Origin of the sequence: Saccharopolyspora sp. NPDC000359 (assembly GCF_040300525.1) — a bacterium.
Lineage (GTDB): Bacteria > Actinomycetota > Actinomycetes > Mycobacteriales > Pseudonocardiaceae > Saccharopolyspora.
In genome coordinates this window covers 21,411-47,394 of the sequence record NZ_JBEPDU010000004.1, presented here as the reverse complement: position 1 = coordinate 47,394, position 25,984 = coordinate 21,411, and the positions used below count along the sequence as shown (strand labels likewise).

The following is a 25,984-nucleotide window of genomic DNA, read 5'->3' as shown; positions in this document are numbered from 1 at the left end:
CTCAGCGGTACAGCATGTGCGGTTCGCGCTGCCGGCGGAAGTCCTTCACCTCGTCCTGCCACGAATCGACGATCTCGGTCGCGTCCGCGCCGCGGTCGACCATCGTGCGCAGCCGGTCGGAACCGGACAGCTTGTCGATCATGTTGTCCGGCCGCCAGCCGAACACCTGCGGGTACAGCCGCCGCGCCGTGACGAGCATGGTGACCGCCGTCCGGATCGCGTCGACCTCGCCCAGGAGGTGCACCTGCACGCCGCCGCAGGTGACCTCGGCGTGCTTGGAGAAGGTCGGCACGAAGTAGGTCTCGCGGAACCGCACCCCGGGCAGCCCCGCGCCGTTCAGCTCCTCCGCCCACCGCCAGTCGATGCCCGGCGCCCCGATGACCTCGAACGGCCGGGTGGTGCCGCGCCCCTCGGAGAGCACAGTGCCCTCGAACAGCCCGGTGCCCGGGTACAGCACCGCGGTGTCCTGGGTCGGCATGTTCGGGCTGGGCGGCACCCACGGCAGGCCGGTGCTCGCGGTGCGTTGCTTCCACCCCTCCACGCGCACCACGTTGAGCTGCGGCAGCGGTTCCGGCAAGTACACGCGGTCGAACATCCGGGCCAGCTCGCCGACGGTCATCCCGTGCTGCTGCACGATCGGCAGCAACCCGACGCCGGAGGCGAACCGCGGGTCCAGCCGCGGCCCGGCGACTTGGCCGCCGATCGGATTCGGCCGGTCCAGCACCAGGAACGACGCCCCGACCTGCTGCGCGGCCTGCATCGCGGTGTACATCGTCCAGATGTAGGTGTAGAAGCGGGCGCCCACGTCGGCGATGTCGAACACGACCTGCTCGACACCGGCCTTGCGGAACATCCCGGCCAGCTTCGCGGCATCGGCCCCGTAGGCGTCGTACACCGGCAGCCCGGTGCGCGGGTCGCGGTAGTCGCCCTCCGAGCCGCCCGCCTGGGAGGTGCCGCGGAAGCCGTGCTCGGGTCCGAAGACCGCCGCGACGTCCACCGCGCCGCTGGCGTGCATGGCGTCGACGACGTGCACCAACGACGAGAGCACGCCGGTCGGGTTGGTCACCACGCCGATCCGCCGGCCCTTGACGTCCTCCCAGCCCCGCTCGGCGAGCACGTCCGCGCCGGTGCGGACCTCGAAGCCGAGGTCGGGGGCCTGCTGCTGCGCGGCGCAGGCGGACGTCGAGGCCACCCCGGCCGCGGGGACGGCCAGCGCGGCGGCGGTCAGCACGCCGCGCCGGGTGATCCGGAACTCAGCCACCAGCCGTCACCAACTCAGTCCGTGTCCGAAGGGGTAGGCGTCGGTGCCGGGGTTGTTCGGGTCCGGCACCGGGACCGGCAGCTTGCCGACCGGCTCGATCTCGCCGAACAGCACCTTGGTCAGCGACTCCATCGCCACCGGCTTGTCCGAGTAGGTGGCCACCCAGGCGGGCAGGTCGACGCGTGCCGCGTCGTAGGGGTCGCGGGTGGCGACCGCGACGACCGGCTTGCCGGTCTGCTGCAGGGCGCGGACCAGGTCGAGCTGCCCGGCGTTGGCCTCGCTCCAGGCGGCGTTGGTGAGCACCACGACCACGTCGTACTGCTTGGCCTGCTCGACGGCCTGGTCGATCTGCTCCTTCGTCGGCTTCAGACCGGTGGCCAGCGCCGACGCCTGCGGGCCGCGCGCCCCGATCCGCTCGGCGAGCGCGGCGGTGGCGTCGTCCCCGGCGCCGGTCACCAGCATCTTGGCTGGTGGCTTGAGCGGCAGCACCCCGTCGTTGCGCAGCAGCGTGGTGCTGCGGTCGGTGATGGCCTGCGCTTCCGCGAGGTGCTCCGGACCGCCGACGATCTGGTCCACTTTGGACACGTCGACGAAGGGGTTGGCCAGCACGCCACGACCGGACTTCAGCGCCAGGATGCGCTCCACGCTCTGGTCGATGCGCTGCTCGCTGAGCTCACCGCTGCGCACCGCGTTGAGCACGCCGTCGATGGCGACCTGCAGGTCCTGCGGCATGAGCAGCATGTCGGCCCCGGCCTTGAGCGCCAGCACCGGGATCTCGGCGTCCGGGTGCTTCTGCCGCACACCGTCCATCTGCAGCGAGTCGGTGACGATCACGCCCTGGTGGCCGAGCTCCTCGCGGAGCATCCCGGTGAGCACGTTCGGCGACAGCGTCGAGGGCTCGCCGGAGTCGTCCAGCTTCGGCACCACGATGTGCGCGCTCATCACGGCGTCGGTGCCAGCGGCGATGGCCTCCTTGAACGGCGGCGCGTCCAGCTGCTCCCACTGCTGGCGGTCGTGCTCGATCACCGGCAGCGCCTCGTGGCTGTCCTGGTTGGTGTCGCCGTGCCCGGGGAAGTGCTTGACCGAGGCCGACACCGTCTCGCCGGGACCGGCGGAGTCCTCGTAGCCGCGGATCTGCGCGGCGGTGAGCTGCGCGGCCAGCGCCGGGTCGGAGGAGAAGGAGCGGACCCCGATCACCGGGTTCGCCGGGTTGACGTTGACGTCGCCGCTCGGCGCGAAGTTCTGGTTCAGCCCCATCGCGCGCAGCTCCTGCCCGGTGATCGCGGCGGCGCGCTCGGCGTCCTCGGGGCTGCGACCGGCGCCGAGCGCCATGTTGCCGGGGAACTGGGTGGCGGGCTCGTGGATGCGGGTGACCTGGCCCTGCTCCTGGTCGGTGGAGATCAGCAGCGGTACCCCGGCCCCGGAGTTGACCGCGGCGTCCTGCAGGCCGTTGGACAGCTCGGCGATCTGCCGCGGGTCGTGGAGGCTGTCGGTCCACGCGAAGTGGATGATGCCGCCGAGGTGGTACTTCTGCACCACCTGCGCCGGGGTGTCGACCCCGAACTCCTCCTTGTTCTGGGGGTGCGGGGTGTGGGCGCCGCGCCCGTAGGCGTAGGTGACGAAGAGCTGCCCCACCTTCTCCTCGAGCGTCATGTCCCGGAGGAGGTCAGCGGGCTGCTGCGGCTCGGATGCGCCGCCGGTGGCGGTGATCGCCACGGCGCCGACGGCGAGGGCGCTGAGCGCTATGGCGGCGCGGCGCGTTCGGGGCTTCGGGGACACGGTCGCCTCCCTGCGGGGCGGATCTTCGCCAGACGGTAAGAGTTCACCACGAAATCGGACGATTTCGGAAGTTACTCACGCCACCACGGCCGGTCAACGCTGTCGATCGGCGTGGGCGGAAGATGCCACCGCCGGGAGGGCGGACGCACGGCGGCGCCCGCCGATAAGATCGGCGGGCGCCACCCCACTGCGCGAGCACTCGGGTTACCAAGCGTGCACTCGTGTCGTAACTACTGGGCTAGGCGTCCGGCGTCCCGGTACGCAACCCCGTGAACGACCAGCCTTGTGTGCGGCAACGCGTGGGTGCTCCGGGCCTCGCGCGCGGAGCCGGATCGGGGTGGACGTTACTTCTCCTCCGTAACGTCCCTGGCCAACCAGGGTCCGCACCTCCATTTGTAGACGGTGGCGCCCGTCACTGCAAGGGTTGTGCCCGGTGCGGTCCGCGACGACTTCGCCGGTGGGCGATCCGCGCGCGGTTCGCGTTGTGGCAGCGCGAAATCGCCGGTCAGCGGCGTCGCCGCCAGGCGCGCAGCCCCCACCACGCGGCACCCGCCGCGGCGACCGCGCCCATCCCGACCCCGGCCGCGGTCACCGCGGCGCGCGAGGGGGTGGGGATGCGGGCCCGCAGCGACACCGGGTGGTCGAAGGCCAGCGACGGCCAGCCGCGCTGCACCGCCTCCTTGCGCAGCGCCCGGTCCGGGTTGATCACGGTGGGGTGCCCGACGGCTTCCAGCAGTGGCAGGTCGGTGACCGAGTCGGAGTAGGCGTGGCACTCGGACAGGTCGTAGCCCTGCTCCTCGGCCAGCTCGCGGGCGGCGGTCGACTTGTTCTCCGCCGAGCAGTAGAACTCGACCTCGCCGGTGTAGCGGCCGTCGACCACCACCATCCGGGTGCCTGACCAGTGGTCGGCGCCGAGCAGCTTGGCGATCGGGGCCACGACCTCCTCGCCGGAGGCCGACAGCACGACGATGTCGTGGCCCTGCTCCTGGTGCTCGGCGATGAGCTGGGTGGCCTCCTTGTAGACCAGCGGGTCGACGATGTCGTGCAGGGTCTCCTCGACGATCGCGTTGACCTGCTCGACGTCCCACCCGCTGCACAGCGAGGTGATGTGCGCGCGCATCCGGTCCATCTGGTCGGCGTCGGCACCGGCCAGCATGAACACGAACTGGGCGTACGCGCTCTTCAGCACGGCCCGCCGGTTGATCAGCCCCTCCTGGAAGAACGGTCGGCTGAAGGCCAGCGTGCTCGACTTGGCGATGATCGTCTTGTCCAGGTCGAAGAACGCCGCCACCCGGCGTCCGGTGGGGGGCGATGGGTTCGCGGGCTCTGTCACGCGCACAGCATACGAGCCGCCGCGGGCCGCCCGTGGGCGCGCACGCACGGTGGCGCAGGCTGCTGATATTTCACGCTGCGTATATTCCTACCGAGGTATTCCGACTAGTGGGATACATTTCTTGACTCGAATGATTGCCGGTCTCCGATAGGTGAGCACCGAGAGCAATAACGTTCCCTCAAATGGACGGGGGGCAATGCGGGCGATCTGCGGGCTACAGTGTGGGGAGTCCGGCGCGACCGGACAGGTTCAGCTCGACCCCCCGGAGCTGAACTGACGACGGCCCCCGCCCCTCCCCCCTGGCGGGGGCCGTCCCTTTTCCGGGGTCGGACCCAGCCGCCCGCCGGGCGCGGATAGAAGTCCGATTCACGCTTGCGCCCACGCGGTTCCGGCGTGCTCGGCGCTCGCCGCGGCCGAGTCGCGGTCCGGCAATGCGCGGGACTGGATGCGAATTCGCGCAACGCTTTCGTGTGAGCTGAGTTGTCCACAGCGCGGGGGTTTGTCCACAGATTTCGAAAACCTGCTTGGCAGCGGCCGGAGTTCGGTCCACCTTGGATATCGAGCTGCCCGTTCGGGCTTTTCGCTCCTGGTACCCGTTTCTCCGGAAGGTCCTGCCATGACTGCTGCACGCCCGCTCCTCGTTGCCCAAGATGCCGAACTGGCTGAGGAGGCCGCCCGCCTGGCCGCCGCGTCCTGCGGAGAGCTGGTGCGGGAAGGCGAGTTGTCCGCGCCTGCCTGGCGCGCGGCGCCGCTGGTGCTGCTCGACGCCGCTGCGGCTGCTGCTGGGGTGGCCGGTGGCTTGCCGCGAAGACGCGGGGTCGTGGTGCTCTGCCGCGATCCGACGCCACAGCTGTGGCGGACCGCGTTCGAGATCGGCGCGGACCAGGTGATCACGCTGCCCGCCGAGGAGACCGCGCTGATCGGGTTGTTGGCCGACAGCGCCGACACCCCGGTGCAGGACGGCCGGGTCCTCGCGGTGCTGGGTGGCTGCGGAGGCGCCGGAGCATCCGTGCTGGCCACCGCGGCCGCGGTGCTGGCCGCCCGCGGTGGTGCGCGGGCGCTGCTGGTCGATTGCGATCCGCTGGGCGGTGGTGTCGACCTCGCGGTGGGCGCCGAGACGGACGACGGTCTGCGCTGGTCGGGGTTGGCCGTCAACGCCGGTCGGCTCGGGGCGAGCGCGCTGCACGAGGCGCTGCCCGAGCGCCGGATCGGTTCCGGGGCGATCACGGTGCTGTCCTGCGACCGCGGCGGCCCCTCAAGCGGCCTGACCCCGGAGGGCGTGCGCGCGGTGCTGGCAGCCGGTCGCCGGGCCGGTGACGTCGTGGTGTGCGACCTGCCCCGAGCGCTCCCGGAACCAGCTGTCGCGGTGCTGCGCGAGGCGGATCTCGCGGCGGTCGTCGTCCCCGCGGAGGTCCGCGCGGTGGCCGCGGCCGAGCGGGTGGTCGCGGTGGTGGCCCAGCACGCCGCCGGGCCGGTCCGGCTGGTGGTGCGCGGCCCCGCGCCGGGCGGGCTGCGGTTGGCCGACGTGGCGCGAGCGGTCGGCGCGGAGGTGCTGACCGCGATGCGTCCGGAGCCGCAGCTGCCAGCGCTCGTCGACTGCGGCGGGTTGGCCGCGCGGCTGCGCCGCCGCGGTCCGGTGGCCCGTGCAGCTCAGCAGGTGCTGGCCGAGCTCGACCGGTGCGGAGCGGTCGCCCGCTGAAACCCAGTTCTTCGTTGCGTTGGAAGGAGAATCATGAGTCGTGTTCTGGAACCCGTCGACGGCGCGGTGGACGGTGAGCTGCTGGCCCGGGTCCGCAACCGCCTGGTCGGCAGCGGCGCCGCGCTGACCTCCAGCGCCGTCGCCTCGGCGGTCCGCGAGGAATCCGGCGCACTGGTCGCCGATGCCGACGTGCTGGCCGCACTTCGCTTGGTGCAGCAGGAATTCCGCGGTGCCGGGATGCTGGAACCGCTGCTGCGCGACCCGGAGGTCTGCGACGTGCTGGTGACCGCGCCGAACAAGGTCTGGGTGGACCGCGGCGACGGCCTCCAGCGGGCCGCGGTGCGCTTCGCCGACGAGGACGCGGTGCGGCGCTTGGCGCAGCGCCTGGCGATGTCCACCGGACGTCGGCTCGACGACGCCCAGCCGTGGGTCGACGCCTGGTTGCCGCAGGAGAGCGCCTCCGGCGCGGTGCGGTTGCACGCGGTGCTGCCGCCGGTGGCGGGGGAGGGGACCTGCATCTCGCTGCGCATCCTCCGCCCGGCGGCGCATGACCTGGCCGCGTTGCGGGAGTCGGGCGCGTTCGACGGGCCGACCGCCGAGGTGCTGCGCGAGATCGTCGCCGCGCGGCTGGCGTTCCTGGTGGTCGGCGGCACGGCGAGCGGGAAGACCACGCTGCTGGCGGCGATGCTGGGCGAGGTCGCCGAGTCCGAGCGCATCGTCTGCGTCGAGGAGGCGGCCGAGCTGCACCCGAGGCACCCGCACGTGGTCCGGCTGCTCACCCGACCACCGAACGTCGAGGGGGCGGGGGAGATCCAGGTCCGCGACCTGGTGCGCCAGGCCCTGCGGATGCGACCGGACCGGCTGGTCGTCGGCGAGGTGCGCGGTGGTGAGGTCCGAGAGCTGCTGTCGGCGTTGAACACCGGCCACGACGGTGGCGGTGGGACCTTGCACGCCAACTCGCCGCAGGAAGTCCCGGCCCGGATGGAAGCCCTGGCAGCGCTGGGCGGCTTGTCCCGCTCAGCGCTGCACAGCCAGCTCGCCGCGGCCGTGCAGGTCGTGCTGCACGTCCGGCGGAGCGCGCAGCGGGGTCGGTACCTGGCTGGCATCGGCGTGCTGCGGCGGGACGGTGAGCGGGTCCAGGTCGTTCCGGCGTGGCAGCGCGACGGCGGCTGGATGGCGGGCCGGGAAGACCTCGCGGCGCTGCTCGCCGCGCGGGGAGGTGCCCTGCCGTGCTGATCTTCGCGCTGCTGGCGGCCGCCGCTGCTGCGCTGTGCTGGCCGGAGGTTCACGCGCGCGACCGGCTCCGCCCGGAACCGGTGCGACTGCCACTGGGACCGGTCCGCCACCGGCGACTGCTCGTGGTCCTGGCCTCGGCGGTCGCGGGGCTGCTCGTCGCTGGCCCTGCGGGCCTGCTCGCCGGAGCCGGGTTGGCGCTGCTCGGCGCGCACCACTGGCGCTCGCTGCGGAGACGGCGGGAGAGGCTGGCCCGAGCCGACGAGCTGACCGCGGGGTTGCGGTTGCTCGTCGCCCAGCTGCGCGCGGGCGCGCATCCCGCTTCAGCTGCGGAAGGTGCTGCGGCCGAGGCAGGAGCGTTGACCGCGGGCGTCTTCCGGGACATGGCGACCACGGTCCGGCTCGGCGGTGACGTGGCGGCGGTCCTGCGGAACCACCAGCTGGTCGAGCTGCGCGCGCCGCTGGAGCGGATCGCCAGGGCGTGGGCGTTGGCGGAGCGGCACGGTGTCGCGCTGGCCGACCTGCTCGACGCGGTCCGCCGCGATGTCGAGCGGCGCACGGCGTTCCGGCGCGGTGTCGAGGCGAAGCTGGCCGGTCCACGTTCGACGGCGGCAGTGCTCACCGGGCTCCCGGTCTGCGGTCTGCTGTTCGGCGAAGCCCTCGGATCGGCACCGCTGTCGGTGCTCAACGACGGGCTGCTCGGACAACTGCTGTTGCTGGTCGGGGCGGCGCTGCTGGCGGCTGGTGCGAGCTGGACGTTGCGGCTGACCGAGGCGGTGACGCCGTGATCGAAGCGGTTCCGGCGCTCGTGGCGGCTGCGGTGCTGATCACCCCCACACCCTCGGGGCGGACCAGGCTGCGCTCGCTGCGCCCGCAGACCCGGCGGCAGCGGGCGTCCGCCACCGCATGGCTGCTCCCGCTGGCGGCTGGCGCGGTCGCCGCGCAGGTGTTCGGCCTGGTCATGGGTGTGCTGATCGGATCGGCAGCCGCGATCGCCGCCCGCCGGTGGTCGGCAATCGCGGCCAGGGGGCGCGAGCGGACCGATCCGCTGGTGCTGGCCGCGGGCTGGGACCTGCTCGCCGCGGGCATGCGGGCGGGCCTGCCGGTGCCGGTCGTGGTGCAGGCGGTGGCCGAGGAACTGGCTGGTGCCGCGCGCCGGACCCTCCGCGAGGTCGCCGACCACCTCGCGCTCGGGTCGGACGCGGTGACGAGCTGGGAACCGGCGCTGTCCAACCCGGACACCGCCGAGCTCGGCCGCGCCGCGCGGCGGACCGCGCGCACCGGCCAGGGGTTGGCCGAGGTGGCGGCGGAACTGGCCGAGCACGCCCGCGCCACGGTCGCCGAGCAGGCCGAAGCCCGCGCGCAACGGGTCGCGGTGTGGATCTCCGCGCCGCTCGGCCTGTGCTTCCTGCCCGCGTTCCTGTGCCTCGGCGTGGCACCCGTGGTCGTGGGCACCCTGCACCGCCTGACTGTTCCCGGATGAGGCGGTGCGACCGAGTAGCAAGACCACTGTGGACGAACGGAGGAGAGATGGTGGAGGTGGACCTGCCGGTCCAGCGGGCGGCCGGACGGCTGCGCGCGCTGCTGCACGGCGATGGCGGGATGACGACCGCGGAGTACGCGATGGGAACGGTGGCCGCGGTCGCGTTCGCCTCGCTGCTGTTCGAGATCGTCACCGGCGGCACGATCAAGGAGGCGCTCACCGGGCTCATCGAGCGCAGCCTGGAGGGAGGCGGCGTCTGATGGCGGCGCAGGTGGCTCCGGTGCCGCACGGCGCCGGAGCACCCGACCGCGGCGCGGTGACGGTTGAAGCCGCGCTGGGCATCTGCTCGGTGGTCGCGGTGTTCGCGCTGGTCCTGGTCGGCACCAACGCGCTGATCGGCCACCTCCGCTGCACGGACGCGGCGGTGGAGGCGGCCCGGCTGGTGGCGCGCGGTGACCGGGCGCGGGCCGACGGGGCGGTGCAGCGGATCGCACCGGCCGGGGCGGCGTTGGCGGTGCAGGTCGACGGCGACGTCGTCCGCACGGAGGTGAGCCTGCCGCTGCCCGCCCAGCTGCCCGGCCGCTGGCTGCACGCCCGCGCGGTGGCCGTGCTGGAACCAGGGGTGGTGCGGTGAACGGCGATCGGGGCGCGGCGACGGCGCTGTCCGCGATCCTGGTGCTGGCACTGCTCTCGCTGCTCGTGCTCGTCCTGCAGATCGGTGCGGCGACCATCGCCCGGCACCGTGCGGAAGGCGCTGCCGACCTCGCGGCGCTGGCCGCCGCTGCGCACGCGCCGCGCGGGCCGGAAGCGGCGTGCGAGCGCGCTGCGCAGGTGGCCGACGGCATGCGGGCTGCGGTCGTCGAGTGCCGCTTGGCGGGGTGGAACGCCCGCGTGACGGTGGAAGCTGATCTCCCCCGGGGCCTGCTGGTCCCGGGAAAGGCCAGCGCACGGGCACACGCGGGGCCGAACAGGCGGTGATCGGCCCGGCGGCGACGAGCGGTCGACGAACGGTCGGCAAGGTCCTGGTCGGCAGCAGTTCCAGCGCCGTTCACCCGGGCGATCTTTCGGTGGTCGTGTTCCGCCGGGGCACGTTCGTCGCGGCTGAACGACCGGTCGCCGATGCGGGGTGTACTCGGCGGGGTGGCATGCCGTTGATTGGTGGTGTGAGCGGGAAGACTCCAAGTTCACGACAACGAGGTCGCGAACGAGGTGGTTCCCCCGAGACCACCGGTCGACCGCCCACTGTGGAGCAAGGAGGCGGAACAGATGCATTGGTCGGCGGAGAGGTGGCAAGGCGCCTTCCGCGGCGTCCCGGCCCACCCGGCCGGGTTGACCAGCAGCCGGATCGAACTTCGCGTGCAGGCGGTGGGTTTCGCCTCGCGCGGTTGGCCGGTGCTTCCCGGAACCTACCCCGAAGGAGATCACTGGATCGGTCGGCACGGCCGCCAGGAGCACGGCCCGATGCCGGTGCACCGCGACTGGCAGACCCGGCTGGGCACCAGCCCCGACGACGTCACCGCCTGGTGGGCCGAGCACCCCTACAGCCTGCTGATCGCCACCGGGAGCACGGTCGACGCGCTCGAGGTCGACGCGACGCTCGGCCGAGCAGCCGCCTCGGTGCTGCGCTCCCTGGGCTTCCCGGTGCCGATCGTGGCGACCCCGCGCGGGCGCTGGTACTTCCTGATGGCCAGTGGCGGCGAGCTCGCCGCGGACCTGGCCGACGTGCCCGGGATCCGCTTGCACGGCAAGGGGAGCTGGGTGGCCATGCCCCCGTCCGCCTACCCCGGCGGCCAGGTGCACTGGCGGGTCAAGCCGGAGGTCTGCGCCTGGCGGCTGCCCACCCCGGACTTCGTGCAGGACGCGTTCCGCACGGGTCGTGAGCACCTTGACAACAACGCAGACGTGGCGGAACTCCTCGCGGCAGGCAGGTGACGAACCTGCCGACCGTGTCGGCACCAACCGGATCGGCACCCGCGCCCGGGCTCCCCGACGCGACCGGACCCCGCACTCCCCCGAGCACGCACCAGTTCTCCTGTGCTCAGACCTGCTGCGGACGGTCGTGCAGCCCAGCCGGTCCACCGGTGCCCTCCCCGAGCACGGTCGACACCGCTTCGAGAACAGCCACCGCCCCCGCCTTGTCCAGCGGTTCGTTGCCGTTCCCGCACTTGGGCGACTGAACGCAGGACGGGCACCCAGCCGGGCAGTCGCAGGAAGCGATCGCTTCCCGCGTCGCGGCCAACCACGGGACCAATGCGGCAAAACCGCGATCGGCGAATCCGGCCCCTCCCGGATGCCCGTCGTGCACGAACACCGTTGCCTCCCCGGTGTCGGCGTGCATCGCGGTGGACACCCCGCCGATGTCCCAACGATCACAGGTCGCGAACAGCGGTAGCAGGCCGATCGCCGCGTGCTCGGCGGCATGCAGCGCACCGGGGACGCGCGCCGGTTCCAGCCCGGCGCCCCCCGGTGCGCTGCTCATCAACAGCTCGTCGCTGACCGCGTACCAGACCGCGCGGGTCAGCAGGGTCTGCGCCGGGAGGTCCAGCGCGACCTGGTCCAGCACCTGGCCGGACGGTCGCTTCCGCAGGTAACCGACGACCTGCGAGGTGACCTCCACCTCGCCCAGGCAGACCGTCACGCCGCGGCCGGTGTCCTGGCGCTCGATGGTCCGCAGCACCGAGATGTCCACGACGTTGCGCGGCGAGGTCGTCCAGTCCGGACTCTCCTGGTGCACCAGCGCGATGCCGTCCTCCAGATCCAGGTCGTCCACCACGAAGGACTCGCCGCGGTGCAGGTACACCGCCCCCGGGTGCACGGTGGCGCAGGCCGAATCCGGGTCCACGGTGCCCAGCATCCGGCCGGAGTCGCCCTCCACCACGGCGATCGGGTGACCACCGGAGCCGCGCAGCTCGACGTTCCGGTGTGGACGTTCCCGGGAGGTCCAGAACCAGCCGTGCGGGCGCTTGCGCAGCACCCCGTCCGCGGTGAGTGCCTGCACCGCGCGTTCGGCGGTCTCCCCACCGAAGACCTCGAACGCGTCCGCGTCGAGCGGCAGTTCCGCGGCGGCGCAGGCCAGGTGCGGTTCCAGCACGTAGGGGTTGGCCGGGTCGAGCACCGTCGCCTCGACCGGCCGGTCCAGCATCGCGGGTGGGTGGTGCACCAGGTAGGTGTCCAGCGGGTCGTCCCGCGCCACGAACACCACCAGCGCACCTTCGCCGTCCCGCCCGGCGCGACCGGCCTGCTGCCAGAACGAGGCCAGCGTGCCCGGGTATCCGGCGACCACCACGGCGTCGAGCCCGGAGATGTCGACGCCCAGCTCCAGCGCGTTGGTGGTGGCCACCGCGCGCAGCTGGCCGGTGAGCAGCGAGCGTTCCAGCTCGCGCCGGTCCTCGGGCAGGTACCCGCCGCGGTAGGAGGCGACCTTGGCCGGCAGCGACTCGTCCACTTCGGACAGTGTCCGCTGCGCGGCGATCGCGGCCAGCTCGACGCCGCGTCGGGACCGGACGAACGCCAACGTGCGGACGTCCTCGATGACCAGCTCCGCCATGATCCGCGCCGCCTCGGTGCCCGCGGCCCGGCGCACCGGGGCGCCGTTCTCGCCGATCACCTCGTCCAGCAGCGGCGGTTCCCAGAGCGCGATGGTCCGCGCCCCGCGCGGCGAGCCGTCGTCGGTGATGGCGCGGCAGGGCACCCCGGTGAGGCGCTGGGCCAGCGCGTCGGGGTCGGAGACGGTGGCCGAGGCGAGCACGAAGACGGGGTCGGCGCCGTAGTGCTGCGCGATCCGGCGCAGGCGGCGCAGCAGGAGCGCGACGTGCGACCCGAACACCCCGCGGTAGGTGTGGCACTCGTCCACGACGACGTGGGTGAGCTGCCGGAAGAACCGGGCCCACCGGCTGTGCCCGGGCAGGATGCCGAAGTGCAGCATGTCCGGGTTGGTGAAGACCCACCGGCCGTGCGCGCGGACCCAGTCCCGCTCCACCTGCGGGGTGTCCCCGTCGAAGGCGGCGGCGCGGACCTCCTCCAGCCCGAGCTCGTCGACGGTGCGCAGCTGGTCGGCGCCCAGCGCCTTGGTGGGCGACAGGTAGAGCGCGGTCGCGCGGCGGTCCTCCAGCAGCCGGGACAGCACCGGCAGCTGGTAGACCAGCGACTTGCCCGACGCCGTGCCGGTGGCGACCACGACGTGCTCACCGGCTCGGACGGCCTCGGCGCCCTCGACCTGGTGCACCCACGGCTCGTCGGCGCCGCGCTCGCGGAGCGCCTCGACCAGCCGCGGCGGGACCCACTCCGGCCAGTCGGTGGTGCGGGCCGGGCGGTTCGGCAGCTGCGCGACGTGGCGGACCGGTGATTCGCCGGCCGGTACCCCGGCCAGCACCCGGTCGAGCAACCGCTTCCCTCTGTTCTGCTCCGCTGCGCCCACGCCAGCGAGCCTCGCACAGGCCGGTTCGGGCGCTGCGCACGAGTTCCCGGTTCCCGCAGCTGTGTCGGTGTCGCTCGATCGGATGGTTCTGGGTGGAGTGGTTGGGCCGGCGGCTGACAGCTGCCGGGGCCCGGTTGGATCCTGCGAAACCACGTCCTATACCTCATGTCACCCGATCGGTCCAAATCAAGATCGACCCGAACGGGTGATCAAGTAGGGCACTGAATCGATCAACTGGTAACAGATTCCCACGTCGGGGAGAGGTGCGTATCACACCGTGAGGTAAGCCACTCGGGGCCTGAATAGACTCCCGAGCCACGACGTCGCCACGGACGGCCAGCGGACGATCACCGGCCGTACCGGGCGGGGCCGCCTACCGCGCACCGGAGCCGGTCGGGAGCCGACCGGAACCGGTGCTGAACCGAGCACAACCCAGGAGGACGGATGTCCCTGCTCACCCCGGTCCAGCACGGCTGGGCCCAGGGCGCTGCACCACCGAGCTCGCAAACCCGGATGGACCTCGCCCAACAAGCCACCGGGATCGAACTCGGCGGCGCCGACTACGCAGTGGTCGGCGTGGTGATGGTGATCGCGCTGGCCGCGTTGGCCTTCGGCTACGTCCTGATCAGGGAGGTGCTGTCCGCTGGCCAGGGCACGGCCAAGATGCAGGACATCGCCAAGGGCGTGCAGGAAGGTGCCTCGGCCTACCTGAACCGGCAGTTCCGCACCCTGGCGATCTTCGCGGTGGTCGTGTTCCTGCTGCTGTTCGCGCTGCCCGCGGAAACGGTCGGCGAGCAGATCGGCCGCTCGATCTTCTTCCTGTTCGGTGCGGCGTTCTCCGCCGTCATCGGCTACCTCGGCATGTGGCTGTCCACCCGCGCGAACGTGCGCGTCGCGGCGGCCGCCCGCGAAGCCGGTGAGGGGCGCGAGAAGGCGATGCGCGTCGCGTTCCGCACCGGCGGCGTGGTCGGCATGACCACGGTCGGCCTCGGCCTGTTCGGCGCCGCGCTCGTGGTGCTGGTCTACGCCGGTGGCGCACCGCGCGTGCTGGAGGGCTTCGGCTTCGGCGCCGCCCTGCTGGCCATGTTCATGCGAGTCGGCGGCGGCATCTTCACCAAGGCCGCCGACGTGGGTGCCGACCTGGTCGGCAAGGTCGAGCAGAACATCCCCGAGGACGACCCGCGCAACGCCGCGACCATCGCCGACAACGTCGGGGACAACGTCGGCGACTGCGCCGGGATGGCGGCCGACCTGTTCGAGTCCTACGCGGTCACGCTGGTCGCCTCGCTGATCCTCGGCACCGCCGCGTTCGGCCTGCACGGCCTGCTGTTCCCGCTGATCGTGCCCGCCATCGGCGTGCTGACCGCGGTGATCGGCGTCTACATCACCAAGGCCCGCAGCGGGGAGAACGCGCTGGTCGCGATCAACCGGTCGTTCTACATCTCGGCGGCGATCTCGGCGGTGCTCTGCGCGGTCGCCGCGCTGCTGTACCTGCCGAGCTCCTTCGCCGACCTCAACGGTGTCTCGCCGGCCCTGCAGCAGGCCAGCGGCAACCCGGCGGTGATCGCGCTGGCCGCGGTGGTCATCGGCATCCTGCTCGCGGTGGTCATCCTCAAGCTGACCGGCTACTTCACCGCGACCGAGCACCGCCCGGTGCGCGACGTCGGCAAGTCGTCGCTGACCGGTGCGGCGACGGTGATCCTCTCCGGGCTCTCCGTCGGCTTCGAGTCCGCCGTCTACACCGCGCTGATCATCGGCGCCGCGGTGTTCGGCGCGTTCCTGCTGTCCGGTTCGCTGCCGGTGGCGCTGTTCGCCATCGCGCTGGCCGGGTGCGGTCTGCTGACCACCGTCGGCGTGATCGTCGCGATGGACACCTTCGGCCCGGTCAGCGACAACGCGCAGGGCATCGCGGAGATGTCCGGTGACGTCGAGGGCGAGGGCGCGAAGATCCTCACCGAGCTCGACGCGGTCGGCAACACCACCAAGGCGATCACCAAGGGCATCGCGATCGCCACCGCGGTGCTGGCCGCGACGGCGTTGTTCGGCTCCTACACCGATGCGATCGGTGCGGCGCTGGCGGACGTGGGCGGCCAGCTCGGCATCGCGGAGTTCTTCGTCTACGCGCCGAACGTGCTGGTGGGCGTGGTCATCGGCGCCGCCGTGGTGTTCCTGTTCTCCGGCCTGGCGATCAACGCCGTGTCGCGCGCCGCGGGCGCGGTGGTCTACGAGGTGCGCCGCCAGTTCAAGGACAAGCCGGGCATCATGGACGGCTCGGAGCGCCCGGAGTACGGCCGGGTGGTCGACATCTGCACCCGCGACTCGTTGCGCGAGCTGGCCACGCCCGGTCTGCTCGCGGTGCTGGCGCCGATCGCGGTCGGCTTCGGCCTCGGTGTCGGTCCGCTGGCCGGTTACCTCGCCGGTGCCATCGCCACCGGCACCCTGATGGCCATCTTCCTGGCCAACTCCGGTGGTGCCTGGGACAACTCGAAGAAGCTGGTCGAGGACGGCTACCACGGTGGCAAGGGTTCCGAGGCGCACGCCGCCACGGTCATCGGCGACACCGTCGGCGACCCGTTCAAGGACACCGCGGGCCCGGCGATCAACCCCCTGCTGAAGGTCATGAACCTGGTGTCGGTGCTGATCGCACCGGCCGTGGTGGCCTTCTCCGTCGGTGCGGGCGCGAACCAGCCGGTGCGCATCGGCATCGCGGTGGTGGCGGTTGCGGTGATCGTCGCCGCGGTGGTGATCTCCAAGCGGCGCTCGACGTCGATCGCGGAGTCATCCCCGTCCGACGACAAGGCGATCAACGGCGCGCCCTCCTAGAGCGCGCGAGTCCACCCGGAGGGCGTCTTCCCCGCTGGGGGAGGCGCCCTTCGCCGTGCGCTGGGCCTTCGCCGCAGCGCGCACCCCGGGTCGCGGAGCGCGGCCTCGGGTGGGGGAGAGTCGGGCCGCACGCCGAAGGTAACTCCAATCTGTGCGAGGAGTGCGCATGAAGTTTCGTTCGACGTCGATCGCGGTCCTGGCCGCCGTCCCGCTCGCGCTGGCCGGGTGCGCCGGTGGCCCGGGTGCCGCTCCGGCGCCCGCCCCGAAGCCGTCCGCGCCGAGCGCGGAGGCGGTGGCCTGGACCGGCAAGATGTGCGGCCTGATCAGCGGATTCAGCGCGTCCCAGCAGAACCTGCCGGAGATCGACCGGAGCAACACCGCGGCGGTGAAGGACTCGGTGATCAACCGCATCGACGCCGCCACGCGGTCCGCCGACGACACGGCGCGCGGGCTGCAGGACCTCGGCGCCCCGCCGGTCGCCGGCGCGGAGCAGCTCGGCGACGGGTTCCAGGCGAGCTTCACGCAGGTCCGCGACCTGCTGAGCGGGGCGCGGGCGAAGGCCGAGCAGGTCGACCCGACCGACAAGCAGCGCTTCCAGGAGGGGATGACGGCGGTCCAGCAGGAGCTGGACAAGGGCGGTCAGCTCAACCTCCAGGACGAGCTCACCCAACTGGAGCAGAACCAGCAGCTCAACGCGGCGGCCCGCAAGTCCCCCGAGTGCCAACCCCTCCTCGGCGGACCACAACCACCCCGCTGACCCCACCGGCACTCGGGTGCCTCCCGCAACTCCCATGGAAATCGGACGTCTGCTTTCCATGGAAGTTGCGGTCTCCGGCCCCAGGTGTTTTACAGTTTCAATTGAAACTGTGGTTCCCGCTCGCTCAAACGGGTGGAAACCGTGGCACAGGTCGAACGGCTGTTCTAGCATGCGGGCCGTGGACCAGCTGTCCTTCTACTCGGCCGAGGCGCGGCAGCCCGTCATCGCTGATCTGGCGGGCCTGCTGTGCGGACCGGGGCAGGCAGTCGGCTTCGGCCGCGGGACCGCAGCCCGGCTGTCGGTCGTGGTCGACGCCGAGTGGCGCGCCCGGTCCCTGGTCGAGGCGTGCGCGCAGCGCGGGGTGGAAGCCGAGCTCGGCCGCTCCGACGAAGGCCGTCCGCTGGTCCGCACCGCCTTCCGCACCGACCTCACCGGCCTCGCCGCGCAGTGGCTCCGCGGCGCGGTGAAGTCCGTCCCCGCCGGCTACGTCCCGGACGGCGCCGCCCTGCGCATCTGGGCGCTGACCGCGGGCTCCGCCGAGCCCTCCGGCTACCGCCTCGGGCTCGACCCGCACGCCCCCGACACGCACGCGCCGCTGGCCGCGGCGCTGCTCGGCTGCGGCCTCCCGGCCAAGCCGGTCGGCCCGCGCGCCGGTGGCCCGGCGCTGCGCGTCACCGGGCGCCGCCGCCTGGCCAGGCTCGCCGAGCTGGTCGGTCCGACGCCCGATGGTGCGATCGAGCGAACGTGGCCACTCGTGTCGTGACCGGGTTGACGCACATCACGCGAGGTCACGCAACGGAACACCGTCGTCACCCGATACGTTCGTAAGGCAAGACGCCGACGTGCATGGGCGTGTTATGTGCAACCCTGTGCCTTCCCGGGCGGCGCACGGAACCGCGCACGGGGCACACTGAGGAACTTGTCGGGTAGCAAAGGATGCTTCCGGGAGAAGAGAGCAGGTAAGCGTGGCTGGGTCGACACGGACGAAGAAGGCTGGCGGGACCGGCCGGGCTTCGGGGTCCGCCAACGGGGCGGGCTCCGGTGGTCGGCGCCTGGTGATCGTCGAGTCGCCTGCGAAGGCCAAGAAGATCGCCTCCTACCTGGGCTCGAACTTCATCGTGGAGTCCTCCCGCGGCCACATCCGGGACCTGCCCAAGAACGCCAAGGACGTGCCGGAGAAGTACAAGGGCCAGGCGTGGGCCCGGCTCGGCGTGAACGTCGAGAACGACTTCGAGCCGCTGTACCTGGTCTCGGCCGACAAGAAGTCGACGGTCACCGAGCTGAAGGACGCGCTCAAGCAGGTCGACGAGCTCTACCTCGCCACGGACGGTGACCGCGAGGGCGAGGCGATCGCCTGGCACCTGCTGGAGACGTTGAAGCCGAAGGTGCCGGTGCGCCGGATGGTGTTCCACGAGATCACCGAGTCGGCCATCCAGGCGGCCGCGGCCAACCCGCGTGACCTGGACCACGACCTGGTGGACGCGCAGGAGACCCGCCGCATCCTGGACCGGCTGTACGGCTACGAGGTCAGCCCGGTGCTGTGGAAGAAGGTCATGCCGAAGCTGTCGGCGGGCCGCGTGCAGTCGGTGGCGACCCGGATCGTGGTCGAGCGGGAGCGCGAGCGGATCAAGTTCGTGCCGGCCGACTACTGGGACATCTCGGCGACGATGGACGCCGGTCCGGACGCCTCGCCGCGCCGCTTCGGCGCCCGCCTGGTCACGGTGGACGGTGCGAAGCTGGCCACCGGCCGCGACTTCGGTCCGGACGGGCAGCTGAAGAACGCCGACATCCGGGTGCTGACCGAGGCCGAGGCCCGCGCGCTGGCCGAGGCGCTGACCGACGCGCAGCTGCACGTCTCCAGCGTCGAGGAGAAGCCGTACACGCGGAAGCCGTACGCGCCGTTCATGACCTCCACGCTGCAGCAGGAGGCCAGCCGCAAGCTGCGCTTCTCGGCGGACCGCACGATGCGCACGGCGCAGCGGCTGTACGAGAACGGTTACATCACCTACATGCGAACCGACTCCACGACGCTGTCCGAGACGGCGATCGCGGCGGCGCGCAACCAGGCCCGCGACCTCTACGGCGAGCAGTTCCTGTCGCCGCAGCCGCGCCAGTACAACCGCAAGGTGAAGAACGCGCAGGAGGCGCACGAGGCGATCCGCCCGGCGGGTGAGAGCTTCCGCACCCCGGGCGCGGTCGCCGCCGAGCTGGGCAACGACGTCGACGGCTTCAAGTTGTACGAGCTGATCTGGCAGCGCACCATCGCCTCCCAGATGGCCGACGCCAAGGGCACCACCCTGTCGGTGCGCATCACCGGCACCGCGACCAGCGGTGAGGAGTGCACCTTCGCCGCCTCGGGCCGCACCATCACCTTCGCGGGCTTCCTGAAGGCCTACGTCGAGGCGGTCGACTCGGAGGCCGGCGGGGTCGCCGACGACGCCGAGTCGCGGCTGCCGCAGCTGGTCAAGGACCAGCCGGTCACCGCGCCGGAGCTGTCGCCGGACGGGCACACCACCAACCCGCCGCCGCGCTTCACCGAGGCCAGCCTGGTCAAGACGATGGAGGAGCTGGGCATCGGCCGCCCGTCGACCTACGCCTCCATCATCAGCACCGTGCAGGAGCGCGGCTACGTGTGGAAGAAGGGCTCCGCCCTGGTCCCGTCGTGGATCGCCTTCGCCGTGGTCGGGCTGCTGGAGAAGCACTTCGAGCGGCTGGTGGACTACGACTTCACCGCGGCGCTGGAGGACGAGCTGGACCGCATCGCCGAGGGGCGCGAGCAGCGCACCAGCTGGCTGTCCGGCTTCTACTTCGGTGGCGACGTGGGCCCGGAGGGCTCGATCGGCCGCGCCGGTGGGTTGAAGAAGCTGGTCGGCTCGAGCGTCGAGGAGATCGACCCGCGGGCGGTCAACTCGATCCCGATGTTCACCGACGACCACGACCGCACCGTCTATGTGCGGGTCGGCCGCTACGGGCCGTACCTGGAGCGAGCCCTGGAGGACGAGTCGTCGCAGCGGGCGAACCTGCCCGACGACCTGCCGCCGGACGAGCTGACCGTGGAGATCGCGGAGAAGCTGTTCTCCACCCCGATGGAGGGCCGCAGCCTGGGCACCGACCCGGAGTCGGGGCACGAGGTGGTGGCCAAGGAGGGCCGCTTCGGCCCGTACGTCACCGAGGTCCTGCCGGAGGGCAGCAAGGGCAAGCCGCGCACCGGCAGCCTGTTCAAGTCGATGTCGCTGGACACCGTGACGCTCGAGGACGCGCTGAAGCTGTTGTCGCTGCCGCGCGTGGTGGGCACCGACCCGGAGAGCGGCAACGAGATCACCGCGCAGAACGGCCGCTACGGCCCGTACCTGAAGAAGGGCACGGACTCGCGGTCGTTGGAGACCGAGGAGCAGATCTTCTCGATCACCCTGGAAGAGGCGCTGAAGATCTACGAGCAGCCCAAGCAGCGTGGTCGGCGGGCTGCCGCGGCGCCGCTGCGCGAGCTCGGCGAGGCACCGGACACCGGCAAGCAGCTGGTGATCAAGGACGGCCGGTTCGGCCCGTACGTCACCGACGGCGAGACGAACGCGTCGCTGCGCAAGGGCGATGACGTGGAGTCGTTGACCATGGACCGCGCGGTCGAGCTGCTCGCCGAGCGGCGGGCCAAGGCCCCGGCGAAGAAGAAGGCCCCGGCGAAGAAGACCACCGCGGCCAAGAAGACGACCACGAAGTCGACCAGCACGGCGAAGAAGACCACCAGCAAGTCGACCGGCACGGCGACCAAGAAGCGGGCCAGTTCTTCGTCGAAGTCGTCGTGACGCGGAGGGACGCGCTGTCCGGCCCGGACGGCACGCAGGCGTTGCCGCCGCTGCGCGTCCACCCGGATGCCCTGACCACGACACGCGCGGTGCCGCCGGCCCGGACCAGGTCGGTGGCACCGCGACCGCCCGTTCCGCGCCTGGTGGCTGACCAGGTCGAGCCGTTCTCGCTGCCCCCGGCGCGCACGCAGCACCAGCCCGCGCAGCCGCAGAGCGCTGGGAAGGCGAAGGGGACCAGCTCGGCGGCGAAGATCGGGTGCTTCGTGATGCTGGCCCTGCCGTTGCTGGCGGTCGTGTTCGCGGCGCTGTTCGGTTAGGCCTCCGCCCGTGGTCGGGGCGGCACCGTAGAGTCGTGGGGGCGAGGACTCGCCCGGCGCAGACACGGGAGGCGACACGAATGCGGACCGACGCTCCGGAGCAGTTGAACACCGGGGTGTGGGCGGAGGTCGTCGGCCAGCCCGACGCGGTGCGGACGCTCCACGCCGCGGTGTCCGCAGCCCGTCGCCAGGTCCGCGGTGAACCGGTCCCGCCGGGCGCCATGACGCACGCCTGGTTGTTCACCGGCCCGCCGGGTTCGGGCCGCTCGATCGCGGCTCGCGCCTTCGCCGCGGCGCTGGAGTGCACGGATCCCGACGTCGTGGGCTGCGGGAGCTGCACGGCGTGCCGGACGGTCATGCACGGCACCCACGCCGACGTGCGCTTGGTGGTGCCGGAGGGCTTGTCCATCTCGGTCGCGGAGATGCGTTCGCTGGTGCAGGCGGCGGCTCGGCGCCCGACCACCGGCCAGTGGCGCGTCGTGCTCATCGAGGACTCCGACCGCCTCACCGAAGGCGCGGCGAACGCGCTGCTCAAGGCGGTGGAGGAGCCGCCCCCGCGCACGGTGTTTCTGCTCTGCGCGCCGTCGGACCACCCGGAGGACGTGTCGGTGACGATCCGCTCCCGGTGCCGCGTGGTGCAGCTGCGCACGCCGTTGTCCAGCGCGATCGCCGAGGTGCTGCACGAGCGCGACGGCGTCGACGCCCAGCTGGCGCAGTGGGCGGCCTCGGTGTGCGGCGGTCACATCGGCCGCGCGCGGCGGTTGGCGACCGACGAGGAGGCGCGTGAGCGGCGCGAGTCGGTGCTGCGGATCCCGCTGGGGCTGCGCCGGTTCTCGGACGTCTTCACCGCCGCGACGGGCTTGGTGAAGCTGGCCGAGACCGAGGCGGTCACGGCGAACGAGGACCGCAACGAGGCGGAGAAGGAAGAGCTGAAGACGGCGATGGGCGCGGGCGGCACCGGCAAGGGCACCGCTGCGGCGACCCGAGGGGCCAACGCGGCGCTCAAGGAGCTGGAGAAGCGCCAGAAGTCGCGCGCGACCCGTTCCCAGCGCGATGCCCTGGACCTGGCCCTGGTGGACCTGGCGGGCTTCTACCGCGACGTCCTGGTGACCCGAGCGGGCTCGTCCGCCCCGCTGAACCACCCGGACTTCGAGCGCTCGATCGCCAAGGCGGCGGCGGAGTGGACGTCGGAGTCGGCCCTGCGCCGCCTGGACGCGGTCCTGGAGTGCCGGGTGGCCCTGACGCAGAACGTGAAGCCGATCATCGCGGTGGAAGCCATGCTCGCCACCCTCCACACGGGCTGATGCTCAGGCCCTCCGGCGGGGCAGCACGGCGAGGATGATCGAGCCCAGGAGCAGCAGTCCGGTGCCGGTCCAGAACAGCGGGATCGCGTAGTAGCCGCTGCTGGTGAGTGCCAAGGTCTGGGCGGCTTGCGGTGCGGTGCCCGCCGGAACCGGCGCGGGCGCGGGTGGCGCCGGCGCGACCGTGCAGTCCACGCCACCGGTCGGCGCCCCGGCCCGGGCGATCTGCTCGCCGAAGGAGACCTGCAGCAGGGAGGTCGGCAGGCCCACCGCGTGCCCCCGCAGGACCTGCAGGTCGAAGAGCCGCGCCGCGGCCCGGACCTCGGTGCCCACGACGTCCTGCTTCAGCTCGCCGACGCTCAGCCGCAGCACCCCGGCGTCAAGCACCGGAACGTCCAGGTCCGGGTTCGCGGCGTCGAGCACGCCGAGCTCCGCACCACCCCGCGACACCCGCAGCGCCGGAGCCTGGTACTCCACAGTGGACGTGGCGGGGTCGCCGGTGGCGGTGGCGGTCAACCGGGGTGCTCCGACCACGTCGACCCGGAGTTCCTGCGAGGTCCCGGCGAACAGCTGGACGCTGGCCAGCTGCAGGGCGGAGGTGGCTTGGACGGCCTTGCCGACCTGCCCGGGCACGTCGACGAGCTGCACGGTGGAGCGCGCCTCGGCGGCGTTCGGCACGTGCAGCAGCGAACCGGTACCGCTTGCGGTGGGCTGCCCACCGCCGAGCAGCCCGCCCAGCGACAACCCCTCCGGCAGCGCGTTGACCGCCGATGCGCTGCCCAGCGAGTACCGCGCGTCGGCGATCGGCGACACGCACGGCCCGGCCTGCTTGTCCCACCGCGCGTGCACGCTGCCGTCCAAACCGCTGAGCTCCACCAGCTGATCGGCCGGTGAGCTGGGCGGCTGCAGGCCCGAGGTGATCGGCTCCGGCCGGTCCGGCAGCGCGGCCTGCGCCAACCCGACCGGCAGCTGCGGCACCTTCCCGAACACCGCGACCCCCACCGGCGACGCCTCGGCGACGGCCCGCTCGTGCGCGAAGTAGGCAGTGGAGTTGGCCTGCGCGATGGCCCGCCCCAGCCCCGCCTCGGCGACGGACTGCTTCGGCAGCTCCTCCTGGAACTCGGGGTCGTCGATGATCGACTCGGTCGGCACGGTGCCCGGCAGCACCCGGACGACACCGATCAAGGTCCCGGCATCGGCCACGACCGGCCCGGGAGCCGGGGTCGGCACGGAAGCAGGTGGTTGATCAGGGTCGACCGGCGACGGGATCGGTGTGGTCGGCGGAGAGCTCTGCGCGAGGGCGGCGGGCCCGGAAAGCCCAGCCACGACCAACGACACGGCGGCGCACACGCCGAACCGACGAACAGCGCGCATCCGACCCCCTCCAGGTCGAGTGACGGGCATCACTCCGATCTCAACGACGAGATCGCCGCAGGGTGACGCCGGTCTTCGGCCCAACCGGGGTCGGTGCACGACCCCGGGAGCCAGCCCGCTACACTTGACCGCGCACTGCCGCCTTAGCTCAGTCGGCCAGAGCGACGCACTCGTAATGCGTAGGTCGAGGGTTCGATTCCCTCAGGCGGCTCCGCCGGGCTCAGCCCGCTGACCTGCGGCGGGAGGCGAGATCGATGATCTCGGCTCCCGCCGCAGTGTCATTTTTGTGGGGCAGACTCCGGCGCGAGCTCCTTCGAAACCCACTCTGGAATGAGCGCGCTGGTGGTTTCCGCACCGCGCTGGTCTTCTGCCGCGGAGCGACCGTGAAGTCAGTCCTGGCTTGGCCCGCGGGTCGGCGAGGTGGTGCGGGCGCTGGGCAGGTGAGCGCGGTGTCTCCGGATAGGTTCGGCGGGTGGAATTCGTGTCGTTCGCGTCGTTGCTCGGTGTTGTGGTGGTGGAGTTGGGCATGGTGCTGACTCCTGGGCCGAACATGATCTACCTGGCGTGGAGGGCCATTTCGCAGGGGCGGCGGGCCGGGCTCGTCTCGCTTGGCGGGGTTGCCCTCGGGTTCGTCGTCTACCTCATCGCTGCCGCTGCTGGGCTGTCCGCGTTGTTCGTGGCCGTGCCTGGGGCGTACCACGTGGTGAAGTTCTTGGGTGCGGCGTACCTGGCGTGGATGGCTTGGCAGGTCCTGCGCCCCGGTGGCGGGTCGCCGTTCGAACCGCGCGAGCTGGTCCCGCACTCGTCGGCCCGGTTGTTCGGGGTGGGGTTGCTGACGAACCTCCTGAACCCCAAGATCGCGCTGCTGTACGCCGCGCTGATCCCGCAGTTCATCGACCCCGCGCTGGGTGCGACGTGGTGGCAGTTCCTCCAGCTTGGGGCCGCGCAGATTGTGGTCGGGGTGACCGTCAACGGCCTCATCGTGCTCACCGCCGCCGCGCTCGCCGGGTACTTGGCCCGCCGTCCGCGCGTGCTCAAGGCGCAGCGGTTGGCCTCTGGCACCCTGTTGGGCTTCTTCGCCGCGAAGATGGCCGTCAGCCGCCCCAGCTGACGGCCCGGCAACGAACCCGTAGCGGGGTCAGTCGCAGTACTGGGCTGTGGCCCAGTGGGTGCCGGGCAGCAGGTGGACGACGTAGTCGGGTTTGCGGGCGGTGAAGGTGAACTCGACGTACGGGTAGGGCTCGACCTCTTCGGGGAAGTCCTCGTCGGTGTCCCCGAATTCCTCGGCCTCCCAGAAGGGCGGGGTGTTCCGCGGTTCGCTGACCTCGGCGGACTCGATGATCTCGGCGAAGCAGTCGAAGAGGACGTCGTCCCCGTCGATGGATTCCTTGAACAGCTCCTTCAGTTCGTGCCCGTCGGCTATCTCGGCCGCCTCGTCGGGGGAGACGGGGAGTGCGTCGTCGGTGAGCCCGTCGCCGGGGTAGAAGCTGTCGTCCCGCATCCGGTCCCACGCGTCGAGCATGATCTCCAGCACGAGTTCCTCGTAGTCCGGGAGGACCCCCGCGTCGGGGTTGATCATGTGGAAGCGGCCGCGCACGGTGGCGTCGGTCCGGTCCTCGATGGCTATCCGGTAGAGGGCTGTCATGTCGCTCCGTTCCAGGTACGGGAATCGGAGGCTCGGACGCTGCGCGCTCCGGCCGGGTTCCGCCGTTCACGGCAACGTGACCTGGAAACCATCACCTGGTCAGGTAGGCCACCGCGATGTCGGTGGTCTCGCTGGCCCATTCGGCCCAGCTGAGCTCGTCCGACCAGGCCTGGCAGGTCGCCGCCCGGTGCACACACGAGCTGATGATGGTTCGGGTCGCGATGCGCAAAGCCCGCTCGGGGTCGGGGCGGCGGATGCCGTCCAGGTGCGGTCGCGCGGCCTCGGCCAGGGACTGCTGGATCGTCGCGAGTGCTTGCAGGCCGCGTTCGACCCCTTCGGCGCGTTGGCCGCTGAGGAGTTCCGGGAAGGTGCGGGTGTGGTGCGAGAACGTGTCCGCCATGGCGCGGGTGAAGGCGCCGATGAGGTCGGGCAACTCCGGTCCGGCTGAGCCGAGCGCTTCCGCGACGGTGGTTTCCAACTGCGCCATCAACTGTTCCTTGACGGCTTGGAGCAGTTGGTCCTTGCCGGTGAACCGCCGGTAGATCGCGCCCACGGAGACACCGGCGTGCTCGGCCACCGCCGCCACGGTGAACTCCTCGACGCCCCCGGTGCTCAGCACGTGCTCGGCGGCAACCAGCAGCTTGTTCAGCGACTCCCGGCTGCGGGCTTGCTGCGGCGGGCGGAAGTGCTCGGCGTGCTGCTGGCTCACCGGGCTGACGTTACCGCGCCGCCATCCCGGGGGCGGTCCTGCGCAACTCCCGG

At 71.9% G+C, this 25,984-nt stretch carries 22 protein-coding genes and 1 tRNA gene; 16 read left to right on the top strand and 7 right to left on the bottom strand.

Features of this window, described 5'->3' with window-relative positions:
* Nucleotide 1: 1 nt before the first annotated feature.
* The 3 genes from ABT324_RS04315 to ABT324_RS04305 form a co-directional block, all read right to left on the bottom strand.
* The gene (locus ABT324_RS04315) at nt 2-1,246 is read right to left on the bottom strand and encodes an exo-beta-N-acetylmuramidase NamZ family protein (protein ID WP_351171801.1); all 1,245 of its coding nucleotides are present in this window, start codon (nt 1,244-1,246) and stop codon (nt 2-4) included.
* A gap of 21 nt (nt 1,247-1,267) precedes the next feature.
* A complete protein-coding gene (locus ABT324_RS04310) occupies nt 1,268-3,040 on the bottom strand; it encodes a glycoside hydrolase family 3 protein (protein ID WP_351171410.1) in 1,773 nt (590 codons plus the stop codon).
* 505 nt (nt 3,041-3,545) lie between these two features.
* Nucleotides 3,546-4,373, bottom strand: coding sequence for an HAD family hydrolase (locus ABT324_RS04305; RefSeq protein WP_351171407.1), 828 nt, complete (start codon nt 4,371-4,373; stop codon nt 3,546-3,548).
* Between the two features lie 616 nt (nt 4,374-4,989).
* On the opposite strand from ABT324_RS04305, the gene ssd reads away from it, so the two are divergent.
* The 8 genes from ssd to ABT324_RS04265 all read left to right on the top strand — a co-directional run bounded on the left by ssd (nt 4,990) and on the right by ABT324_RS04265 (nt 10,720).
* The gene (ssd, locus tag ABT324_RS04300; RefSeq protein ID WP_351171404.1) at nt 4,990-6,072 is read left to right on the top strand and encodes a septum site-determining protein Ssd; all 1,083 of its coding nucleotides are present in this window, start codon (nt 4,990-4,992) and stop codon (nt 6,070-6,072) included.
* Between the two features lie 33 nt (nt 6,073-6,105).
* Nucleotides 6,106-7,308, top strand: a complete 1,203-nt coding sequence (locus ABT324_RS04295; protein ID WP_502949689.1) for a TadA family conjugal transfer-associated ATPase — start codon at nt 6,106-6,108, stop codon at nt 7,306-7,308.
* Entirely contained in the window at nt 7,302-8,093 is a 792-nt protein-coding gene (locus ABT324_RS04290; RefSeq protein WP_351171400.1) for a type II secretion system F family protein, read from the top strand. Before ABT324_RS04295 ends, ABT324_RS04290 begins: the two co-directional genes overlap by 7 nt.
* Nucleotides 8,090-8,788 (top strand): type II secretion system F family protein, encoded by a 699-nt coding sequence (locus tag ABT324_RS04285; protein ID WP_351171397.1) that lies wholly within the window; start codon nt 8,090-8,092, stop codon nt 8,786-8,788. The genes ABT324_RS04290 and ABT324_RS04285 overlap by 4 nt, the downstream gene beginning before the upstream one ends.
* Before the next feature lie 47 nt (nt 8,789-8,835).
* A complete protein-coding gene (locus ABT324_RS04280) occupies nt 8,836-9,048 on the top strand; it encodes a DUF4244 domain-containing protein (protein WP_351171394.1) in 213 nt (70 codons plus the stop codon).
* Nucleotides 9,048-9,422 carry a TadE family type IV pilus minor pilin gene (locus tag ABT324_RS04275; RefSeq protein ID WP_351171391.1) on the top strand — a complete coding sequence of 125 codons (375 nt, stop codon included), beginning with the start codon at nt 9,048-9,050 and terminating at the stop codon, nt 9,420-9,422. Before ABT324_RS04280 ends, ABT324_RS04275 begins: the two co-directional genes overlap by 1 nt.
* Complete coding sequence (locus tag ABT324_RS04270) at nt 9,419-9,766, top strand: Rv3654c family TadE-like protein (RefSeq protein ID WP_351171388.1); 348 nt, start codon at nt 9,419-9,421, stop codon at nt 9,764-9,766. The genes ABT324_RS04275 and ABT324_RS04270 overlap by 4 nt, the downstream gene beginning before the upstream one ends.
* Nucleotides 9,767-10,054: 288 nt before the next feature.
* Nucleotides 10,055-10,720 (top strand): bifunctional DNA primase/polymerase, encoded by a 666-nt coding sequence (locus tag ABT324_RS04265; RefSeq protein ID WP_351171385.1) that lies wholly within the window; start codon nt 10,055-10,057, stop codon nt 10,718-10,720.
* A gap of 106 nt (nt 10,721-10,826) precedes the next feature.
* On the opposite strand, the gene ABT324_RS04260 is transcribed toward ABT324_RS04265, so the two are convergent.
* A complete protein-coding gene (locus tag ABT324_RS04260) occupies nt 10,827-13,205 on the bottom strand; it encodes a DEAD/DEAH box helicase (RefSeq protein WP_351171382.1) in 2,379 nt (792 codons plus the stop codon).
* Nucleotides 13,206-13,718: 513 nt separating this feature from the next.
* On the opposite strand from ABT324_RS04260, the gene ABT324_RS04255 reads away from it, so the two are divergent.
* The 6 genes from ABT324_RS04255 (at nt 13,719) to ABT324_RS04230 (ending at nt 22,206) form a co-directional block, all read left to right on the top strand.
* The gene (locus ABT324_RS04255) at nt 13,719-16,028 is read left to right on the top strand and encodes a sodium-translocating pyrophosphatase (RefSeq protein ID WP_351171795.1); all 2,310 of its coding nucleotides are present in this window, start codon (nt 13,719-13,721) and stop codon (nt 16,026-16,028) included.
* 166 nt (nt 16,029-16,194) lie between these two features.
* Nucleotides 16,195-16,785, top strand: coding sequence for a hypothetical protein (locus tag ABT324_RS04250; RefSeq protein WP_351171379.1), 591 nt, complete (start codon nt 16,195-16,197; stop codon nt 16,783-16,785).
* Nucleotides 16,786-16,954: 169 nt separating this feature from the next.
* Nucleotides 16,955-17,548 carry a hypothetical protein gene (locus tag ABT324_RS04245; protein ID WP_351171376.1) on the top strand — a complete coding sequence of 198 codons (594 nt, stop codon included), beginning with the start codon at nt 16,955-16,957 and terminating at the stop codon, nt 17,546-17,548.
* A 202-nt stretch (nt 17,549-17,750) separates the two neighbouring features.
* Entirely contained in the window at nt 17,751-20,585 is a 2,835-nt protein-coding gene (gene topA, locus ABT324_RS04240; protein ID WP_502949688.1) for a type I DNA topoisomerase, read from the top strand.
* Nucleotides 20,582-20,902, top strand: a complete 321-nt coding sequence (locus ABT324_RS04235; RefSeq protein WP_351171373.1) for a hypothetical protein — start codon at nt 20,582-20,584, stop codon at nt 20,900-20,902. The genes topA and ABT324_RS04235 overlap by 4 nt, the downstream gene beginning before the upstream one ends.
* Nucleotides 20,903-20,982: 80 nt before the next feature.
* The gene (locus ABT324_RS04230; protein WP_351171370.1) at nt 20,983-22,206 is read left to right on the top strand and encodes a DNA polymerase III subunit delta'; all 1,224 of its coding nucleotides are present in this window, start codon (nt 20,983-20,985) and stop codon (nt 22,204-22,206) included.
* A 3-nt stretch (nt 22,207-22,209) separates the two neighbouring features.
* Here ABT324_RS04230 and ABT324_RS04225 read toward each other — a convergent pair whose 3' ends face one another.
* The gene (locus ABT324_RS04225) at nt 22,210-23,577 is read right to left on the bottom strand and encodes a hypothetical protein (protein WP_351171367.1); all 1,368 of its coding nucleotides are present in this window, start codon (nt 23,575-23,577) and stop codon (nt 22,210-22,212) included.
* 137 nt (nt 23,578-23,714) lie between these two features.
* On the opposite strand from ABT324_RS04225, the gene ABT324_RS04220 reads away from it, so the two are divergent.
* Nucleotides 23,715-23,788, top strand: a tRNA-Thr gene (locus ABT324_RS04220).
* A 261-nt stretch (nt 23,789-24,049) separates the two neighbouring features.
* Nucleotides 24,050-24,688 (top strand): LysE family translocator, encoded by a 639-nt coding sequence (locus tag ABT324_RS04215; protein WP_351171364.1) that lies wholly within the window; start codon nt 24,050-24,052, stop codon nt 24,686-24,688.
* 27 nt (nt 24,689-24,715) lie between these two features.
* Here the strand turns inward: ABT324_RS04215 and ABT324_RS04210 are convergent, their stop codons facing one another.
* Together ABT324_RS04210 and ABT324_RS04205 are read right to left on the bottom strand one after the other, a co-directional pair.
* Nucleotides 24,716-25,222, bottom strand: a complete 507-nt coding sequence (locus ABT324_RS04210; protein ID WP_351171361.1) for a hypothetical protein — start codon at nt 25,220-25,222, stop codon at nt 24,716-24,718.
* Between the two features lie 91 nt (nt 25,223-25,313).
* Nucleotides 25,314-25,931 (bottom strand): TetR/AcrR family transcriptional regulator, encoded by a 618-nt coding sequence (locus tag ABT324_RS04205; protein ID WP_351171358.1) that lies wholly within the window; start codon nt 25,929-25,931, stop codon nt 25,314-25,316.
* Nucleotides 25,932-25,984 lie beyond the last annotated feature (53 nt).

What these genes read in the sequence shown, in the direction of transcription:
- ABT324_RS04265 (WP_351171385.1), top strand. Translation starts at nt 10,055, where the DNA reads ATGCATTGGTCGGCGGAGAGGTGGCAAGGCGCCTTCCGCGGCGTCCCG.
- ABT324_RS04230 (WP_351171370.1), top strand. Translation starts at nt 20,983, where the DNA reads ATGCGGACCGACGCTCCGGAGCAGTTGAACACCGGGGTGTGGGCGGAG.
- ABT324_RS04250 (WP_351171379.1), top strand. Translation starts at nt 16,195, where the DNA reads ATGAAGTTTCGTTCGACGTCGATCGCGGTCCTGGCCGCCGTCCCGCTC.
- ABT324_RS04255 (WP_351171795.1), top strand. Translation starts at nt 13,719, where the DNA reads ATGGACCTCGCCCAACAAGCCACCGGGATCGAACTCGGCGGCGCCGAC.
- ABT324_RS04245 (WP_351171376.1), top strand. Translation starts at nt 16,955, where the DNA reads ATGCGGGCCGTGGACCAGCTGTCCTTCTACTCGGCCGAGGCGCGGCAG.
- ABT324_RS04210 (WP_351171361.1), bottom strand. Translation starts at nt 25,222, where the DNA reads ATGACAGCCCTCTACCGGATAGCCATCGAGGACCGGACCGACGCCACC.
- ABT324_RS04295 (WP_502949689.1), top strand. Translation starts at nt 6,106, where the DNA reads ATGAGTCGTGTTCTGGAACCCGTCGACGGCGCGGTGGACGGTGAGCTG.
- ABT324_RS04280 (WP_351171394.1), top strand. Translation starts at nt 8,836, where the DNA reads ATGGTGGAGGTGGACCTGCCGGTCCAGCGGGCGGCCGGACGGCTGCGC.
- ABT324_RS04225 (WP_351171367.1), bottom strand. Translation starts at nt 23,577, where the DNA reads ATGCGCGCTGTTCGTCGGTTCGGCGTGTGCGCCGCCGTGTCGTTGGTC.
- ABT324_RS04275 (WP_351171391.1), top strand. Translation starts at nt 9,048, where the DNA reads ATGGCGGCGCAGGTGGCTCCGGTGCCGCACGGCGCCGGAGCACCCGAC.
- ssd (WP_351171404.1), top strand. Translation starts at nt 4,990, where the DNA reads ATGACTGCTGCACGCCCGCTCCTCGTTGCCCAAGATGCCGAACTGGCT.